Here is a 19269-nt window from a genome sequence, read left to right as displayed (position 1 = left end):
AAATTCGGCTAATAATATTAAACCATCAATAGTTTATAGGTTATTCTTTTATAAATAAACCGAACAATAATAGACTAAAAAAGTTCAGTTCCCCTTACGATTTCACCATGTGATGTTGTACAGCTGTTAACACATCACGATAGGCCCAATGAACCAGTTTATCTTCTTCAATAAATGGAAGTCCGCCCGCTAAAAATAATTGCTGAACTCCATCAAAAATCGCCAAATTGTTTTGACTTAAAATTGAATTGATTTTCAAATCATCAAGTTCAGATTTTATATTCTCCTTACTTAATTTTTCCACCTTCCTTGCGTATTCAAAAAGTAATTGTTCGGCTTTTTCAATGCGTGACAAAAGGTCTCCATTGATGATTGAAATCACTTGTGGTTTAGCCAGTTCAGTTTGACAGATATTTATCAAACAACGCACTGTACCAAGGTAAGAAGCACTCATACATAGTCGTGCAAAATATTGAAATGGAATATGAAAAACACCGTAATCCTCATGATTTTTAATCTTATTGATTTCAAAATCATAACCGAATGGAGTTGATACATCTTCTAGCACGATGCCATACGATGAAGAGTTTCTCATCCCCATGATGGGCCATTTTTCTTCTGATAATTGAACTAAATGTGAAGGCACCACAAAAACCTTATCACCTTTGTTTTCGTTTTTAGCAATTAAACTAAACAAGGTCGCATGATTTGCCCCAGTACATTTACTCCATTGACCTGAAATTGAAAAACCCCAATCTGTATTGTGCCATGAACCATTTGCAAATCCACTTCCTGCGATGACAACTTTCTCGTTGGCAAATAACTTTTTAGCTATTTCATCTTCGAAGAATCCTGCAAACCAATTTGCACCAGCCCCCAGGTTAACAGTCCAGCCTAACCCTCCTTGAAGCGTTGATATTTGTATCAATTCCCGACAAGCGTTTTCCATGCTTAACTGAAGTCCACCATACGATTTTGGCACAAACATTTTAAACCATTTCTTTGCGTAACAAGTTGCTAATCTATCCTCATTGAGAAAAGACTGTTTGTACTCTTCAATAGTAAAATCTTTCATTGATTATGTATTATTGACCAAAAACATGATTTAATGCACGAAGAATTACATCTTCTTCTAATTGATAATTGATTTTCGCCAAGCCTATCTTTTGAAGTAGCGTAAAATTGATTTTATCACTATTGTTTTTCTTATCGTGTTTCATCAATTGAATCAAGGAATCAAAAATTGTATCGTTGATTGCTAAAGTTTCATATTGACCACGAATCAATTGCTCAATTTCTTGTAGTTCATTTTTTGGCAAAGTAGCAACTTCATGTGAAATGTATGCTTCGACCAACATTCCCCACGCTACACATTCTCCATGGGTAACTTCTATTTTATTATGTAACAACAAACCTTCGATACTATGACCGATGGTATGTCCAAAATTCAACTTTTTCCTTTCACCTTGTTCTCTAAAATCCTGGTCTACAATATCCGCTTTGATTTGAATGGCTTTTGCGAGAATCTCGTCATTGGGAACCCCCTCCAAATACTGAGTTAATTCATCAAAAAATGAACGCGAGTTTATCAATGCATGTTTTATGATTTCCGCCTTTCCTGAAATCATTTCTTTTTCTGGCAATGTTGCTAAAAAAGAGGCATCACAAATGGTCAATTCTGGATTCGAAAAAACACCTAATTGATTTTTATGTACATCTAGGTTTATACCTGTTTTCCCTCCAACGGAAGCGTCAACCATAGCCAATAATGTTGTTGGAATATTGATAAAATCAACGCCACGCTTAAAGACAGAAGCGATAAATCCTCCCATATCGGTTACTACACCACCTCCGAGATTAATGATTAAATCATTGCGTTGTACTTGATAGTTGGTAAAAGCTCCCCACACTTGAAAGCACACTTCCATCACCTTATTTTCTTCGCCAGTAGGCAAGACAATGACTTCTGCTTCTTTTAATTCTTCGAAAGTGGTCAATAAAAATGGCCAACATAATTCCTGTGTATTTTCATCAACGATAACAATCTTCTTACTGAATTGATATTTTGAATTAAGCAATGCTTTAAAACTAGAATTTTCCAACAATCCTAATTCTATTTTGTTATTTTTAGAGGCGAGTTTCTTTACCATCTTTGTTTTGAATATTGAATAGAAGACAAAGCAACTGAATCTTTTTAACTTCTGAAAGCGCATTAGTTAAAAATTCAACAACATAGCATAAAAAAGCTTGCTAATAAATTTTTAGAAATTAAATTTGCCAAATGATATCATTTGATAATACTGAAATTGCGTTTAAATACAAGTCTACAAAAGACCTTAAACGCGCTTACACTATGTTCAAACTAGTAGGAAAGTCCTGGCTGGTTCAAATAGGTAAAATGATGGTTCCGATTGCTTTTAAACTAAGGCTACCTATTCAAGGTATGATTAAGGCGACCATCTTTAAGCAGTTTTGTGGTGGAGAAACAATTGATGATTGTGATGAGTCAATTCAAATTCTTTATGACAATAATGTAGGTACAATTTTAGATTATTCTGTTGAAGGAAAAACAGAAGAAGATGGTTTTGATGAAACCAAAGATGAAATCAAAGCAACAATTACAAAAGCTAAAGGTAATAAAGCAATACCGTTTGCTGTGTTTAAAGTTACGGGGTTGTCTCGTCATGGTTTATTAGAAAAAATGAATGACGTTGACGCAGAACCCACACCTGCGGAAAGAGAAGAATTTGGAAAAGTGGTGAAGCGTGTTGATGAAATTTGTCGTTACGCCTATGAATCAAAAGTTCCAATTTTTATTGATGCAGAAGAATCATGGATTCAAGATACTTTAGACCGAATGGTAGAATCGATGATGGCCAAATACAATAAGGAGGAATGTATTGTTTACAACACCTTTCAAATGTATCGTCACGACAGATTAGATATTGTTAAAGAAGGAATTAGAAAAGCACGACGAGAAGGTTATAAATTTGGTGGTAAAATTGTGCGTGGTGCCTACATGGAAAAAGAGCGTGAAAGAGCTGCTGAAATGGGCTATTTAGACCCTATTCAGCCCGACAAAAATGCGTGTGACATTGACTTTAACACCGCAATAAAACACATGGTTGAGAACATTGACACCTGTGCAATTTGTTGTGGAACACACAACGAAGATAGTTCACAGTTGTTGGTCAAACTTTTAGAAGAACATGGAATAGAGAAAAACGATAAACGTGTCTATTTCGCACAACTTCTAGGAATGTCAGACAACATTTCATTTAACCTAGCATTTCATGGATATCAAGTTGCAAAATATGTTCCTTATGGTCCAGTAAAAGAAGTTATGCCCTATTTGTTGCGTCGTGCTGATGAAAACACTTCTGTTGCAGGACAAACAGGACGTGAATTAAATTTGATTTCACGAGAATGGAAACGTAGAAAAGGTTTTTCTGCGTTTTAAAATCATCAACATTAAATAAAAAATTGAAGTAAGCCATTTATATTAAGTGGCTTCATTTTACTTAATCAAAATCCTTTTGAAACTGACCTTCGGTTGGACGCATCATTACCACATTTAGAACGATTAAGGCTCCGAAGAAAACCAGATTTGGTGCTAAAAACAAAATCACCAAAGCAGCCCCTTCTAATATTGCTAAACGCATGATCGTGGCTGTTTTAAAAACCTCACATTTCTTTTCAATAGACAGTTTTTCATCAGTAGACTGTACTTGCCTCCTATAAAGATAGTTTCCTAAAAAGAAAGCAACAATCGGTATTGCAATAAAGAAATAATCATCAGAAGTTATTTCTGGAATCTTAAACATTTCAACAGTTAAATCACCAAGAAAGACATAAATTAACACCAAAACACCGGTGATTACTAAATGTATAATTTGCGCTTCTTTTATTGTTTTTTTGTAATCCATTGGGTGCTTTTAAAATGAAAATAAATATTGATTGTTTAACATTCTTGATGTCAGATAGTATTTGTTTCGAAATTAATAAACTTTTCTAAATCCTAGGAATCCAATTTTTAGTTGCCTTTTGGTAACTCTCATAGGATTTTCCAAACCTATTAAGCAGGTCTTTCTCCTCTGCGGGTCTCACAAAAAAATGCCATAGAAGGGCTCCACAAATAGCATAAACAATCACGAATACGGAACCATAATACACTCCAATTGCTATCCCTTGACCTATTCCAGACACAGCCATCGGATTTCTCCAAATTCGATAAGGACCAATACTAACAAGTTTAACCGCACAATCCATTGGCAAGGGCGTACCTTCTCCTTTGCTGCTCATAATGTATGCACTATACAAGGCAAGAGAGCTAAAACTGATAAATAAAAAAACAGCAATTATTTTTTGAGGCGAAAATATAAATCCAAAAAATTCACTTTCAAATTGAATTAATCCAAAGGGCACGATGCCTAAGAAAATGATCCAAAAAATTGAAGTTTGTAAATAGGTTTTGAGTAAAATCCAAAATTTATTTTTGGACTTCGTAGGTTTAAATAATTTATTAAATGAATTCATATACTTTATATAATAAAATAAAAAGTCATTCGTAACGTCAACTTCCAAATCGTACCTCTCCCGATAAAATTAGTTCAATCGACAATATACATAACTAAATCTGATTTTATTCAGCTCGCTTTAATCCTATTCTTTTCCTATCAACATCCAATTGAATGACTTCAACGCTGACATGTTCATGTAGTTTGATATAATCTGCAGGATTTTCAACAAAAGTATTGGCTAAGTTCGATTTGTGTATTAAACCATTTTCTTTGATTCCAATATTTACAAAAGCACCAAAATTAGTAACATTGGTCACGATTCCATTGAGTTTTTTACCAATTGACAAATCATCAATCGATTTTACTGTACTGTCAAATTCTAAAACCTTCACCTTTTGACGTGGATCTCGTCCTGGTTTTTTCAATTCTTTAATCACATCTTCAAAGGTAAAACCATCGATATAAGGAAAATCTTCCTTTTTAAGTTGATCTAACACTTCCGAATTTCCAATCAAATCTTCAACCGTCATTTTCAATTGTTTGGCCATTTTTTCAATGGAAGCATAACTTTCCGGGTGAACAGCAGAGTTATCCAAGGGATTTTTCGCATCAGAAATCCTCAAAAATCCAGCACACTGTTCATAGGCTTTTTCTCCAAGTCGTTTCACTTTCTTCAATTGTTTTCGAGAAGTAAAACCATTGTTTTCTCTGCGATATTCAACGATGTTTTCTGCCAATTGTGGACCTAAACCTGAAACGTAACTTAATAAATAAGGTGAGGCAGTATTTAAGTTTACGCCCACTTCGTTTACACAAGAAATAATCACATCGTCTAGACTTTCCTTCAACAATTTTTGATCTACTTCGTGTTGGTACTGTCCAACTCCAATTGATTTTGGGTCAATTTTCACCAATTCAGCCAACGGATCCATTAATCTTCTCCCAATTGAAACAGAACCACGAACCGTCACATCGTAATCTGGAAATTCTTTACGTGCAATAGCACTTGCACTATATACAGAAGCTCCATCTTCTGAAACCACAAAAACATCCACATCTGTTTTAAATTTAATGCGTTTTACCATGAATTCTGTTTCGCGACTTGCGGTTCCATTTCCAATGGCAATAGCATCAATTTTATGCGCTTCCACCAATTGCCAAATTTTACTTTTTGCTTTGTCTGTTTCACGTTGTGGTGCGTGAGGAAAAATCGTAACATTGGTCAACAATTCTCCTGCTTCATCTAAGCAAACCACTTTACATCCCGTTCTAAACCCTGGATCAATAGCTAAAATTCGTCGTTTTCCTAAAGGCGGAGCGAGTAACAATTGTCTCAGATTATCAGAGAAAACTTTAATCGCATTGCGATCTGCCTCGGCTTTCTTTTCCGACAAAGCTTCATTTTCAAGTGCTGGGTGCAATAATCTTTTGTATGCATCTTCATACGCCATTTCAATCTGGTCGGTCATTGGGGAATGCTTCTTGACATAAAAACGGTGTAAAAAGTCAAAAATCTGATCTTCATCTACGACAACTTTCATGCGTAAAAAACCTTCTTTATTGGCTCTGTATATTGCAAGAAAACGGTAAGATGGACACTTTTTTAAAGAGGAAGAATAATCAAAATAGTCGCGGTATTTTTCAGCCTCTTCTTTTTTCGATTTTATCACCTTAGAATTGAGCTGACTATAATTAGCATAGGATTTTCTCAATCGACTTCGCACAGCACCATTTTCGTTAATCCATTCCGCAATAATGTCTCTTGCCCCTGCCAAAGCAGCTTCAGTATCTTTCACTTCACCTTTAACGAATCGATTTGCAGCATCTTTAGGCACTTGACTTCCTTGCGCCATGATTATTTTTGCTAAGCCTTCTAAACCTAGTTGACGGGCAGACTCAGCTCTTGTTTTTCTCTTCTTTTTATAAGGCAAGTAAATATCTTCGAGCTCAATCAAGTCAAAACAAGCATCAATTTTTTGAGTTAATTCCTTTGTTAATGCGTCTTGCTCTTCAATGACCTTTTTTATTGTTGCTTGTCGGTCGGTAATTTTATTGAATTGTAAACTTGCATCACGAATGTTAGCGATTTCTACCTCATCGAGTCCGCCAGTAGCTTCTTTTCTATAGCGAGAAATAAATGGAATAGTTGCCCCTTCAGCAAGGAGTTTTAAAGTTGCTTCAATGTTCTTCGATTGAAGTTGCGTTTGGTTGATGATGTATTTTACTTCTTGCATATATCTGATTCTATTCTGAAAAAGATAAAAATAGTAAAATGTGTGAATGGGCGATTGAATTTATGAGGCTAGAAGAAAAAATCCGTATAAAATCAATGTTGACATCGGTGACTGAGTTTGTCGATGTCCCGTGTCATCTATTTTCCACCACACTCCAATCTACACCAACTGTTTTGTCACTTCGTACAAGGCAATATTGGTGGCTTGCGCGACATTCATACTGCTATTATCACCAAACATTTCAATATGCAAGGTTTCATCAGCAATTTGGAGGATTTCTGCTGACACACCAAAATTTTCATCGCCGACAATAAAGGCAATTGGTTTTTCAATGTCAAAAGTATAAGTATGCAAAGCTTTACTTTGACTGGTAATTTCTATGGCGATAATTTGAACACCTTGTTGTTTTAAATTTTCAACGACTGTAGCTGCAGACTCATGAATTTCGTATGGAACGGTTTTCTCCGTTGATCGAGAAGTTTTGGTCACTTTACGTCCAACATTTACTTCACCACATAAAATCAACTTACTTATTCCAAATGCATCTGCTGTTCTGAATAAACTTCCAATATTTGGGGAATTGGTGACTTTATCACAGACTAATGTAATAGGAAACTTTCGTTTTTTAAATTCAGTATTGTAATGAGTGAGTTGCATTTTGTTAATCCTAGTTTCAATTTATTCTAATTAAAAAAACAAAAAAAAACGGAAGCCATATGACCCCCGTTAAAATTATTTTCTTGATGACTTATTTCTTTTCGCAGTCAATTGATACATCATAAGTATAATTTACAACCACCTGTTCTCCAGTATTAGGATCATAACTTGTATAAGTTTCTGACTCTTTTAAACTCAAAGTCATTTCATTCTTTTCCCATGTCATATCAAAAATTGTCCCATCACCATCACTGTCAAAAATAGTTAATGAATTTTCAGTATTTTCATAAGTAATCTGTTCAGCATAAGCCGAATTCCCGTCATTATATGTCATGGAACCTGAACCATCTTTATTAAACTTAAATGTTCCAAAGTTCACATAAGTCTCTGAATAATTATCTTCAGGATATTGTGATGAGGTTGATGTTTCTGTCCAGCTTTTTATATTCCACTCACCATCTTTTTTCCAAAGATTTCTTTCTATTCGATTTTCTTTTTTACAGCTTATTGCTACTACAACAACAAGTAAAAATAATAGTACTTTTTTCATATTTTATTAATTATTAGATTTTTGCAAAAATACACTAAAATAAAAAGTAAACTTACTTTTTGAAAAAAATATCTCAATTACTAATAAATATGAATGAATGGCTTATGTCATTAAAATCTTCTTTTAATTCTTATATTTAAGCAAAGAACTAATTTTATAGAAAATCAAACAATATGAAAATCATTTACACCTCTTTACTATTTGCAGCAACATTAATGGCATGCAATTCAGAAAACTCAACATCCCAAACAAATACAGCAGATTTAACTTCGGAAAACCAAAAAATTAAAGATTCTATCCCTCCTGTTGAAACAAACAAAGCAAATGCAGATTACGAACCTGCTTTTGAAGGGCAAACAAGAATTTCGGGTGTAAAAACAACAACTCCTTTCCAAGCCAAGGTTATTACTGAAGATCTAGACTCACCTTGGGGTGCTGTTGAACTACCAGATGGTAGGTTATTGGTAACCGAAAAAGAAGGTGTTTTAAAAATTGTAAACATAGAAACAGGTGAATTAAGTGAGGAAATAACTGGTTTACCAGAAGTAGATGACAGAGCACAAGGAGGACTTTTAGGCATAACGATTTCACCAGATTTTGAAAATGATAGAATGGTGTATTGGACTTTCACTGAAGAAATGGAAGAAGGAAATCACACTGCTGTTGCCAAGGGAAAATTAGCCGATGATGAAAAAACAATTGAAAATGCGCAAGTGATTTTCCGCACCTCTCCTACTTATGATGGAAAACTACATTACGGTGGTAGAATTCTTTTTAACCAAGAAGGGAATTTATTTGTAAGTGTTGGAGAACGTTCAGACAAAGAAACACGCGATTACGCGCAAGATCTAGGTTCAACCTTAGGGAAAATTGTACACATCACAACAGATGGAAAAGCTGTAGAAGGAAATCCGTTTGCTGATCAAGAAGGAGCGTTACCCGAAATTTACAGTTATGGTCACAGAAATCCACAAGGTTTAGCTTTCCACCCAGTAACTGGAGAATTATGGAGTAATGAATTTGGTCCGCGTGGTGGAGATGAATTGAACTTAATTAAACCAGGAAACAACTATGGATGGCCAGTAATCACATACGGAATAGAATATATTGGAACTAAAATAGGTGATCCAGTAATTCAACAAAAAGAAGGAATGGAACAGCCAGTTTATTATTGGGATCCTGTGATTTCAGCAAGTGGAATGACGTTTTATGCAGGAAACAACATTCCTGAATGGGAAAACAATTTATTCCTTGCAGGATTGAGTAGCAATTTTATTACCCGATTAGTGATTGAAGACAATAAGGTAGTTGGTGAAGAAAGACTTTTAACCGAAGAGGGCGAACGTTTTAGAGATATTATCCAAGGAGAAAACGGTGTGTTGTATACGATAACTGATGGCGGGAAACTTTATTTAATTACGAATTAGAAAAGTTACAATCCAACATTTATAAAAGGAAAACATCGTTTGTTTTTTTTGTAGCCTCTCACGGCCGTGAGAGGCTACAAAAAAAACGATATTAATATGATTTCTTTCACTTTTTTGATATTCACCAACGGTGAATAAAACCTTTTCGATCTTTGCGACTTCTTTGTGAGCTTTGCGGTTATTCTATTTTTTAAAACTCCCTTCTAAATGTATAAATTCCATTTATTAACAGTCTCTATATTCTCCTTCTCAATTCTTTTTGGACAGAAATCAGACTCACTTCCCAAGGTAAAAGCAACAAATTTTGAAACAGTAGACATTCTCGCTTATTTCAACAAATTACCATTGTTAGGGCTTACTTCTTCGGCGCAAAACATTTCCAAAGAGCTGATTGAAACGCAAGGAACAACGACTTTACTCCCTGCAATAAATACTGTCTCTGGAATCAGGATGGAACAACGTTCTCCAGGTAGTTATCGATTGGCAATGCGAGGTAGTTTGATTCGTTCTCCGTTCGGAATTCGAAATACAAAGATTTACATGGATGAATTTCCATTAACTGATGCAGGAGGAAATACCTATTTGAATTTAATCGATCCAGCCTCTTTGTCGTCCATTCATGTAATCAAAGGACCTGATGGATCACTTTATGGAGCTAATTCTGGCGGCGTTATTCGTTTGCAACCGAAAGGTTTTGATGTCAAGGAAAATCAAGCTTCTCTTTTATTGAATGGAGGTTCATTCGGCTTATTTCAGGAACAACTTTCTGTGCAGCGAAAAGTTAATGAACAATATTCTTTTTCTGTAGACCAGTCGTATACACAGTCGGATGGCTATAGAGATCAATCAGCTTTGAATAAATTCACCTTCCAAACAGCACACAAATGGAAATATTCAGATAAAAATGAATTGCGTGTTTTGGCATTGTTCTCCGATTTACATTACGAATCACCAGGTGGACTAACTGAATTTCAATTTTTAGAACATCCCACAATGGCTAGGCCTGCAGCTGGACCAAATCCTTCTGCAGAAGAGCAAGATGCAGGGATTTACAATGAAACATTTTACGGAGGAATTGCGCACGATTCAAAAATCACGAAGAATTTATCACATACCATAAGCGTTTTTGGTTCACATACCAATTTTGAAAATCCATTCATTACCAACTACGAATTTCGTAAGGAACAAAACTTAGGTTTACGTACATTCTTTTCTTACAAAGATACTGTTAACACAAAGATTAGATGGGAAATGCAACTCGGCTTTGAAGGTCAGAAAGGATGGGCAGCCATAGACAATTTCGACAATAATGGCGGAGTAAAAGGAGACGCGCAAGCCAAAGATGAATTAGACAATACGCAAGGGAGTTACTTTTATCGTGCAATGACAAATTTATTTGATCGCTGGACAATTGAGGGATCGATTGGCTTAAATCATATGAAAATAAATTATAATTCTCTTTATCCTATCGTTGCGAATCCAGAAGGAACAATTGATTTTGGAAATATTTTAATGCCACGTGTGGCTACTTCATTGCTCATTACCAAAAACTTTGCTTTTCGTGGAAGCATTTCAAAAGGATATTCACCACCAACCATTGCAGAAGTGCGTTCTTCTGACCAAACAATCAACACCGAATTAAATCCAGAAACAGGAATTAATTATGAAATTGGTTTACGTTGGGAGTCTTCAAACAGACGATTTATTGCCGACCTTGGCTACTATTTTTACGACATGAATAATGGAATTGTAAGACAATTGGACGAAGGTGGAGCTGAGTATTTTGTGAATGCAGGAGAAATGAATCAACAAGGAATTGAAGCTTTAGTTTGGACTTATTTAATTACACCTAAAGACAAAGGATTTATACGTGAATTAAAGTTCCAAACAGCATTTACTTACAATCATTACCGTTTCGGGAATTATCAAGTCGACGAAAATGATTATTCAAACAATAAGATAACTGCAGTGCCCGACAATACTTGGTCCAACACTTTAAGCTTCGAGTTTCCACACCAAATTGGAATAAACGTTTCACATTATTACATGTCAGCAATGCCACTTAACGATGCGAATTCTGTCTTTTCTGATGAATTCAATTTGGTTCAACTTAAAGCCACGTGGAAATGGGAATTATCAAAAAGTTTACAGTTGGAATTCTTCGCTGGAATTGATAATTTCCTGAATGAAAAATACAGTTTAGGAAATGATATTAACGCCTATGGAGACCGTTATTTCAATCCTGCTGCAACACGAAATTATTATGGAGGTGTGAAGGTTGGGTTTTAATAGAGGTGATTTTTTTTGAACGATTTGTTTTGTTGTATGGGCGATTTGCAAATCGCCCATACATCAAAAACACAAATCGTCCATACAAACATATCGCCATCAAAAATTTGTATCGTTCAAAAAAACAAATTTTATTATCTTTACTTTTTATCATCATCAAATCCTCAATGTCACATTCTGCTATTTTCAAAAACCTAAAAATCATAGATCTTTCAACTGTTTTGGCGGGTCCATCTGTCGGTTCGTTTTTTGCTGAACTGGGTGCCGAAGTCATTAAAATTGAGCATCCCGAACATCCTGATGTTACGCGTTCTTGGAAACTACCCAACGAAGATAAAAACAGTGCTATTTCAGCGTATTTTTCGAGTATCAACTACAAGAAAGTCTATCAGCAATTGAATCTAAAAAATTCAGAAGATCGAAGTCAATTATTTGAGTTAGTAAAATTGGCAGACGTGGTTTTGATGAATTTTAAGTTGGGTGATCAAGAAAAGTTGCAGATATATGATGCAAAACTCCATGAATTAAATCCAAGGTTAATCATCGGGAAAATTAACGGGTTTGGTGTAAAAAGTGACCGTGTAGCTTATGATTTGATACTGCAAGCAGAAACGGGAATCATGTCGATGAATGGCACTCCTGAAAGTGGTCCGGTTAAAATGCCAATTGCCTTAATCGATGTTTTGGCTGCACACCATTTAAAAGAAGGAATATTGATTGAATTGTTTGACCGCAAAGGAAATTCAGCTTACAAAGGGAAAAGTATTAGTGTTTCATTATACGATGCAGCAGTGAGTTCATTGGTAAATCAGGCCGCTAACTATTTAATGAATAATCACGTCCCACAACGCATTGGATCTTTGCATCCAAACATTGCACCTTACGGAGAATTATTTCAAACATCAGATCACAAAACCATCACTTTTGCCATTGGGAGTCATCGTCACTTTATGCAACTTTGTACATTTTTAGGTATTTCAGAAATTGCGGAGGACCAACGATTTTCAAGTACACAAGAAAGAGTAAAAAACAGAGTAGATCTTTTTGAAATACTTAATGAAAAGGTTAAACAATACAAGGCTGATGAAATCCTTCATTATATGCATCAAAACTATGTTCCATGTGGTGAGGTAAAAGATTTAGCAGCGGTTTTCAAAACACCAGCAGCACAAGAAATGATTCGTAAGGAAAACATCAATGGAATAGAAACAAAACGTGTGAGTGGAATAGCTTTTAAAGTCGAGAAAAAATAAGTAAGGTTTTAATAACCCGGCAAAATAAAAGACAGGAATTTATCAAATAAATAAGCGAGTAATACAAGTAGTAAAACGATTGCTGCTATTCCTAAAATGACACCAATTATTCCAGCTTCTACATAAAGAAAAGCAATAATCAAGGATGCAACAAAAAGCATTAAGGCAATTGTTAATACAGTAAAACCAACTTTTACAACACCATTAAAACTCCTTTTAAATGCACTTTTAAAAACTGAATCTTTTGAACTTGCTATCCATTCAATATCATCTTCATAGTCTCCACTCAAGAAAACCCAACTAAAGACAAATAAAAAAGGAAGGGCAATTAATCCAGCTAAAGCTCCAAGAAATGAACCAAAAAATCTTCCTTTCTTCTCACTTTTATCTTCTTGTTTTTCCTTGGAATTGTTCGATTGAATGTCATTGTTAACCTTTGTAATCTCGGTTTTAACATTTGAGTTTTTATGCTCGATTTTTAAACGATTTAAATTGTTTACTTCGTTTTCTTGTGTTGACTTTTGTTCAATTGGAATATCAATTATTTCGGAAGTAAGAAGAACTTCATTAGAAGCTTGGTACACATCCGGAAGCTTTTCAATTCTTAAATCTGATGTATCCTTATTGAGTTTAGGCATTGGTTTTACTGAAACAATCGAATGCTTTGAAATTTGACTTTGATTATTCTTCGTCGATTTCAAGGCAATATGCCATCCTTTAAGATGTTTTCTTTTTTCAATTGCGCAACTTTCGAATAGCAAAGTCCCTAAAAATGCAACTAAAAATAAGTAGTATTTTGTTTTCATAATAACGAATCAGGCAAGAAAGATAACGAATAAAAAATAAATTTCTTTATGTATCGTTATCTAGAGTGAAAAGAAAAAAGCAATAATTAAAGATTGATTAAGTTTGTAAAAACATTTTCATCCATCACATTACCAACAAAATAATGAAGCTTAAACTTTCATGTATTGCCCTGCTATTTGCACTAAGTTGTTATAGTCAAGACATTGTAATCAATGAAATAATGTCTTCAAATAATTCGACAATCCAGGATATTGATGGAGATTATAGCGATTGGATAGAGCTATACAATAATTCGAATGTCCCAATCAACTTAATGAATTACTCCATAACAGATGATCATAACGAACCAGAACAGTGGATTTTTCCAAACGTGGTTATACCACCAAATGACTTCTTATTGATTTTCGCTTCAGATAAGGACATCCACAATCTTCCAGAATTACATACCAATTTTAAAATATCTTCAGCTGGTGAAGGAATTTTCCTTTATTCAAACATGAATAATCTGATTGACCAAATCAATCCAATATCACTGAATACAGATCAAAGTTATGGAAAGGTACCAGATGGAAGTCAACAACACCAAATCATTGACAATCCTTCGCCGAAGACTTCCAATAATTATGCGAATACAATTCTTTCTTCACACCAACAAGGCTTTTACACTGAACCATTTTATTTAAAATTGAAAACAACAAATCAAGATTCAATTTTTTACACTTTAGATGGTTCAATTCCAACTGACAACGATTACTATTTCGATGATTCGATTTTCTTAAATTATCGAGATGGCGACCCAAACTATTATACAGAATTTCCAACAACTCCCTTACAAGAAGAAATAAGTTATAAAGCTTGGGAATCACCTCAAGAAGAAGTTAACAAAGCCACCATCATTAGATTTGCTTCCTATAAAAACGGTGTACTATCGAGTGATATTTACAGTAAAAGCTTTTTTGTAGATCAGGAAATTCATCAAAAATACACCATGCCTATTGTTTCCTTAATTACTCATGAAGGCAATTTATTCAATTCCGATACAGGAATTTATGTTCCTGGAATATATTACGATGAAAATAATCCAGAATGGAGTGGGAACTATTTCAATAGTGGTGATGACTGGGAAAGGTCTGTTAACATTGCGTATTTTGATCAAAATGGACTAACCGCCTTTTCACAGGATGCGGGCATAAGAATTCATGGAGGAAAGACACGACAAGCATCACAAAAATCTTTGCGTTTATACGCTAGACAAGAATATGGAAAGAAACATTTCGATTATCAAATATTCCCTCAAAGAGAACATAGTGAATACAAGCGATTTATTTTAAGAACAACAATGGGCGGATGGCACACACCTACCATTATCAAAGATGTTTTAGCTCATGAAATATCGAAAAATTTAAACATCGACTATCAAGATTACAGACCCGTCATTGTTTACCTCAATGGAGAATATTGGGGAATTCACACCATGCGAGATCGAATTGATGAGAGATACATTGAGTATCTTCATGGCATTGATAAAGATGATGTAGAATTCAAAGAATCTAGTCATCCGGATTATACAGATTTATTAAATTATATAGACCAAAATGATTTATCCATCAACACTCATTACGACTACGTAGAAACAAAAATTGATATGGATAATTATATCGATTATACAATTGCAGAATTATTCTTTGCAAACTATGATTGGCCTGCCAATAACATGAAATTATGGAAAGCTAAAACAGATGGGAAATGGCGTTGGGTATTTTATGACCTTGACGCTGGATATAGCGACATCAACATGTTAGAATATGCCACAAAAGTTGATTCCAATTCGAGTGCTCCTGATTGGAAATCACCTACTTTTTTATTTCGTCAATTACTCAAAAACAAAAAATTTAAAGCTCAATTCATCAATCGATATGTAGAATTGTTAAAAACAAGTTTTGACCCTCTTGAAACGAAGGCAAAATACTTAAAAATTAAATCGTTGTATGCTCCTGAAATTAATGATCATGTCTCTAGGTGGAATTTCCCTCCAAATAAGCAGGTATGGTTGGATGAAACAGATAAAAATGTTCTTGAATTTTTGCAAGAAAGACCTTGTTCTGTCAAAAGTAACTTAATGGAGTTTTTTAACCTCGAAACTTTTTCTTTCAATTGTAATGGAATCGCTTATACGGGAGACCAGGTGAGTTTGGCACCTAACCCAAATAATGGAAATTTCCTACTTTACAATCATGGGCAAGATATTGAAAACGCAACAATACAAATTGCAAATCTGCAAGGCCAGATTGTTCATTCTGAATCAAATATTGAAATAGAATACAAAACCGAAAAGTTATTTAATTTATCTTCTTTGAGAAGTGGAACTTACATCATTATGCTGAATTCACAGTTTTACGTCCAGCAGTTCAAATTTATTGTTCAATAAAAAAAGGATAACCAATTTGATTATCCTTACTAAACGTTTTTTACCAATCCTTTAATCAATAAAATTTTCTACTTCAGAAAGTAACTGTTCATCTTTTACAAATCCTAAAATTCGTTTTTCTACTTTTCCATTTGCATTGATTAAAAACATAGTTGGATAAGCACGAACTTGATATTTTCTTGCTATTGCTGGTCCTTCTCCTTTTTCCATATCAATTTTTAGATTGATAAAGTTTTCGTTAAATACATCACCAACTTCTTTATTTTTAAAGGTAGTTCTATCCAACATTTTACATGGTCCACACCAAACAGCATAAGCATCAAGGAAAATCAATTTATCTTCTTTTTTTGCTTTTTTTAAAGCTTCTTCAAAGGTGAGAGATTCAAACTGAATACCTTCTGTTTTCTCTTCATTTGGCATCCAAATAAAAGAAGAGGTGATTAAAGCGAAAATGATGGCTACTAAACTGAAATATTTCATATTGTTATTTTTGTTAAACTAAAATTACATTTTTAAATGTAAAATCAGCATATTTGAATTTATAAATAAACTTAAGATTTCTAAAAACAAGGTCAAACTTCATGCCTAAAATTGTATAAAATGCAAATCGAAAATTTAGATCCATCTTCAAATGCAATTTTGGAGGTAAAGCAATTTATAAGTCAATGGAAAAATGAAGAGACTTCAATTACCCAATTCAGCTCAGGATCAACAGGTCCTCCAAAAAAGATTGATATTCCAAAATGGAAAATGAGTGCTTCAGCAAAAATGACGGGTGAGTTTTTAAAATTAGATAAATGTTCTACCGCTCTACTTTGCATGTCTTCTCAATATATTGGAGGGAAAATGATGATTGTTCGCGCATTAGAATTTAATCTAAAGCTATTGGTGACCGAAGTAAGCAGTAATCCATTAAAATCAATAAACCAAAACATAGATTTTGTAGCAATGGTTCCATTACAAGTGGAAGAAACGCTACAACATAATCCAGAAAAACTCAATTTAATCAAGCACCTTATTATTGGTGGTGCTCCTGTATCAGATGAGTTAATTGAAAAAATTCAAAACTTTAAATGTAGTGCCTATGCTACTTTTGGCATGACGGAGACCGTTTCTCATATTGCGCTAAAAAATTTAAAAAATAAAGACGAACCTTATTGTGCAATTGGTAAAACTCGACTTTCAACAGAAGAGGATTGTTTGGTCATTAACAATGAATCTCTCGGAATAAAGGATCTAAAAACCACTGATATCGTAGAGTTAATTGATGAAAAAAGATTTCATTGGTTGGGAAGAGCAGATTTTGTGATTAATTCTGGTGGCGTGAAAATACATCCTGAAAAAGTAGAGCAAAAAATAGCTAAAACTATTCACTCAACAGATTTCATTATTAGTTCGATTCCAGACCAAAAACTGGGAAGTAAAGTAATATTCATCGGCACAACGAAATTAAATGAGGATGACTTGAAAGTGAAAGTTGAAAATGTTTTAGATCGGTATGAATGCCCAAAATCTTACTTTTTCATTCCTTCATTAATCAAAACGGCTTCAGGTAAAATAGACCGAAACAAAACAACTACTGAGATTTTATGAGTACCAAACGTTATTTCGATTTATTGGGAATTCCTCCAACCAAAAATGAGAAGATCATTAAACGTGCCTATCGCAAAAAGGCAATGAAATATCATCCGGACAGAAATCCTTCTCCTGAAGCGAAAAGTAAGTTTATTCAAATAACGGAAGCTTATGATAATATTTTACTGGCTTTAGAGCAAGCCAACAATCCAAGATCTACTCAACGAAGACAAAATACAAGTTATAGATCTACTCGAACAACAAGATCGAGACAAAGAACCCAACAAAGAAGCACCAATTACCGTCGTCAATCGGGTACACAAGATAACGATAAAGAAGAAAGAGTAAAATCGGCAAGAGCACGTTACGAGCGAATGAAACGTCAGGAAGCTGAAAAGAATGAAAAATATTTCCGAAATATAACGACTGGTAAAAGGTGGAAACAATTTATGTCTGTAGTCATTGTGAGTTCACTACTTTGTTTTTTGATTACGATTGACCTATTGTATCTTCCTACAAGAACAATACATACGAATATTCAGAAAAAGAATATTCATATTTCTTATGCAGGAAGTAATGGTTCTGAAACTTCACCTGTGATGTTCGAAAACGGACAAAAAGCATGGGTTTCTTTAGATTTTATAGGAAAAGCAGATCGACACTTCATGTATCTCGAACGAAGCTTACTAATGAAGGACATTAAATATGTCAAATATTGGAGAAATAATGAATGGAATTATTATGTCCCTGACTATAGTCTAATAGGTTCCTTTCCATGGATTCCTATCATCCTACTCTTCCCAATGTTTACTTATTTTATTAAAGATCGCACAATGATTTTCAGTATATGTTATCACACCACAATGTATGCTTGGCCAATCATTATTTTATTACTGATGCTATCCAATGACAGATGGGCACACATAATTACTTTGGGGATTTTATAAAAGCTAGATTAAAAATTTTGATTTAGTGTCTTCCACAAATCATGCATTGGTAGGCCCATTACATTATAAAAACAACCTTCGATTTTCTCGACACCTATCATTCCAATCCACTCTTGAATTCCATAGGCTCCAGCTTTGTCAAAAGGCTTAAACCTATCCACATAATAGATAATTTCTTCCTCAGACAATTCCTTAAAATATACTTTGGTACTCACAGAAAAGGAGTGTTCTTTCTTCTTACTAAATAGATAAACACCAGTCACAACTTCATTTATGTTTGCTGACAATTGACTTAACATTTCTATAGCTTCCGCCCGATTGGCTGGTTTTTCTAATATCTTACCATTAAGAATGACAACGGTATCCGAAGTCAGTAAAACCTCATTTTCTATGATACTAGACTTTAATGGTTCAGCCTTTAACTTTGAAAGGTATTCTGGAACCTCATGATGTGGCATATTTTCGGGAAATATTTCTTCAACTTCCTTTTTACGGATTTCGCAATTTACACCCAATTGTTCTACTAACTGCTTCCTACGTGGTGAAGAAGAGCCTAAAATGATTTTTTTTGAAAACATAAAT

At 34.2% G+C, this 19269-nt stretch carries 17 protein-coding genes; 7 read left to right on the top strand and 10 right to left on the bottom strand.

Annotated features, from left to right (window positions below; all coding sequences use genetic code 11):
* Positions 1-94: 94 nt before the first annotated feature.
* Positions 95-1075 carry an acyl-CoA dehydrogenase family protein gene (locus DXU93_RS06450; RefSeq protein WP_116880458.1) on the bottom strand — a complete coding sequence of 327 codons (981 nt, stop codon included), beginning with the start codon at positions 1073-1075 and terminating at the stop codon, positions 95-97.
* 10 nt (positions 1076-1085) lie between these two features.
* Positions 1086-2150, bottom strand: coding sequence for a 3-dehydroquinate synthase (gene aroB, locus DXU93_RS06445; RefSeq protein ID WP_165851349.1), 1065 nt, complete (start codon positions 2148-2150; stop codon positions 1086-1088).
* Positions 2151-2281: 131 nt separating this feature from the next.
* Between aroB and DXU93_RS06440 the strand changes: the two genes are divergently transcribed.
* Complete coding sequence (locus DXU93_RS06440; protein ID WP_116880456.1) at positions 2282-3460, top strand: proline dehydrogenase family protein; 1179 nt, start codon at positions 2282-2284, stop codon at positions 3458-3460.
* A 61-nt stretch (positions 3461-3521) separates the two neighbouring features.
* On the opposite strand, the gene DXU93_RS06435 is transcribed toward DXU93_RS06440, so the two are convergent.
* From DXU93_RS06435 to DXU93_RS06415, 5 genes are all read right to left on the bottom strand, one after another.
* Complete coding sequence (locus tag DXU93_RS06435; RefSeq protein ID WP_116880455.1) at positions 3522-3926, bottom strand: MFS transporter; 405 nt, start codon at positions 3924-3926, stop codon at positions 3522-3524.
* Positions 3927-4011: 85 nt separating this feature from the next.
* Positions 4012-4536, bottom strand: a complete 525-nt coding sequence (locus tag DXU93_RS06430; protein WP_116880454.1) for a methyltransferase family protein — start codon at positions 4534-4536, stop codon at positions 4012-4014.
* A 106-nt stretch (positions 4537-4642) separates the two neighbouring features.
* Positions 4643-6754 carry a Tex family protein gene (locus DXU93_RS06425; protein ID WP_116880453.1) on the bottom strand — a complete coding sequence of 704 codons (2112 nt, stop codon included), beginning with the start codon at positions 6752-6754 and terminating at the stop codon, positions 4643-4645.
* A gap of 159 nt (positions 6755-6913) precedes the next feature.
* A complete protein-coding gene (locus DXU93_RS06420; protein WP_116880452.1) occupies positions 6914-7411 on the bottom strand; it encodes a TrmH family RNA methyltransferase in 498 nt (165 codons plus the stop codon).
* A 91-nt stretch (positions 7412-7502) separates the two neighbouring features.
* Positions 7503-7961, bottom strand: a complete 459-nt coding sequence (locus DXU93_RS06415) for a hypothetical protein (protein ID WP_116880451.1) — start codon at positions 7959-7961, stop codon at positions 7503-7505.
* Positions 7962-8134: 173 nt separating this feature from the next.
* Between DXU93_RS06415 and DXU93_RS06410 the strand changes: the two genes are divergently transcribed.
* The 3 genes from DXU93_RS06410 to DXU93_RS06400 all read left to right on the top strand — a co-directional run bounded on the left by DXU93_RS06410 (position 8135) and on the right by DXU93_RS06400 (position 12930).
* Positions 8135-9388, top strand: coding sequence for a PQQ-dependent sugar dehydrogenase (locus tag DXU93_RS06410; RefSeq protein WP_116880450.1), 1254 nt, complete (start codon positions 8135-8137; stop codon positions 9386-9388).
* A gap of 207 nt (positions 9389-9595) precedes the next feature.
* Entirely contained in the window at positions 9596-11677 is a 2082-nt protein-coding gene (locus DXU93_RS06405) for a TonB-dependent receptor (protein WP_116880449.1), read from the top strand.
* A 167-nt stretch (positions 11678-11844) separates the two neighbouring features.
* Positions 11845-12930 carry a CaiB/BaiF CoA transferase family protein gene (locus tag DXU93_RS06400; RefSeq protein WP_240623431.1) on the top strand — a complete coding sequence of 362 codons (1086 nt, stop codon included), beginning with the start codon at positions 11845-11847 and terminating at the stop codon, positions 12928-12930.
* An 8-nt stretch (positions 12931-12938) separates the two neighbouring features.
* Here the strand turns inward: DXU93_RS06400 and DXU93_RS06395 are convergent, their stop codons facing one another.
* Positions 12939-13736 carry a hypothetical protein gene (locus tag DXU93_RS06395; protein WP_116880448.1) on the bottom strand — a complete coding sequence of 266 codons (798 nt, stop codon included), beginning with the start codon at positions 13734-13736 and terminating at the stop codon, positions 12939-12941.
* 143 nt (positions 13737-13879) lie between these two features.
* Here DXU93_RS06395 and DXU93_RS06390 point away from each other — a divergent pair, with 143 nt between their 5' ends.
* A complete protein-coding gene (locus tag DXU93_RS06390) occupies positions 13880-16165 on the top strand; it encodes a CotH kinase family protein (RefSeq protein ID WP_116880447.1) in 2286 nt (761 codons plus the stop codon).
* A gap of 51 nt (positions 16166-16216) precedes the next feature.
* Here the strand turns inward: DXU93_RS06390 and DXU93_RS06385 are convergent, their stop codons facing one another.
* On the bottom strand, positions 16217-16645 hold the full coding sequence (locus DXU93_RS06385) for a thioredoxin family protein (RefSeq protein ID WP_116880446.1): 429 nt from the start codon (positions 16643-16645) through the stop codon (positions 16217-16219).
* A gap of 120 nt (positions 16646-16765) precedes the next feature.
* On the opposite strand from DXU93_RS06385, the gene DXU93_RS06380 reads away from it, so the two are divergent.
* The gene (locus tag DXU93_RS06380; RefSeq protein ID WP_116880445.1) at positions 16766-17758 is read left to right on the top strand and encodes an AMP-binding protein; all 993 of its coding nucleotides are present in this window, start codon (positions 16766-16768) and stop codon (positions 17756-17758) included.
* Complete coding sequence (locus DXU93_RS06375; protein ID WP_116880444.1) at positions 17755-18687, top strand: J domain-containing protein; 933 nt, start codon at positions 17755-17757, stop codon at positions 18685-18687. The genes DXU93_RS06380 and DXU93_RS06375 overlap by 4 nt, the downstream gene beginning before the upstream one ends.
* An 8-nt stretch (positions 18688-18695) precedes the next feature.
* On the opposite strand, the gene DXU93_RS06370 is transcribed toward DXU93_RS06375, so the two are convergent.
* Positions 18696-19265, bottom strand: coding sequence for a Maf family nucleotide pyrophosphatase (locus DXU93_RS06370; protein ID WP_116880443.1), 570 nt, complete (start codon positions 19263-19265; stop codon positions 18696-18698).
* Positions 19266-19269 lie beyond the last annotated feature (4 nt).

Origin of the sequence: Brumimicrobium aurantiacum (assembly GCF_003402975.1) — a bacterium.
Taxonomy (GTDB): Bacteria; Bacteroidota; Bacteroidia; order Flavobacteriales_D; family Crocinitomicaceae; genus Brumimicrobium; species Brumimicrobium aurantiacum.
The sequence above is the reverse complement of the archived record's forward strand: the minus strand, read 5'-3'. Positions and strand labels throughout refer to the sequence as shown.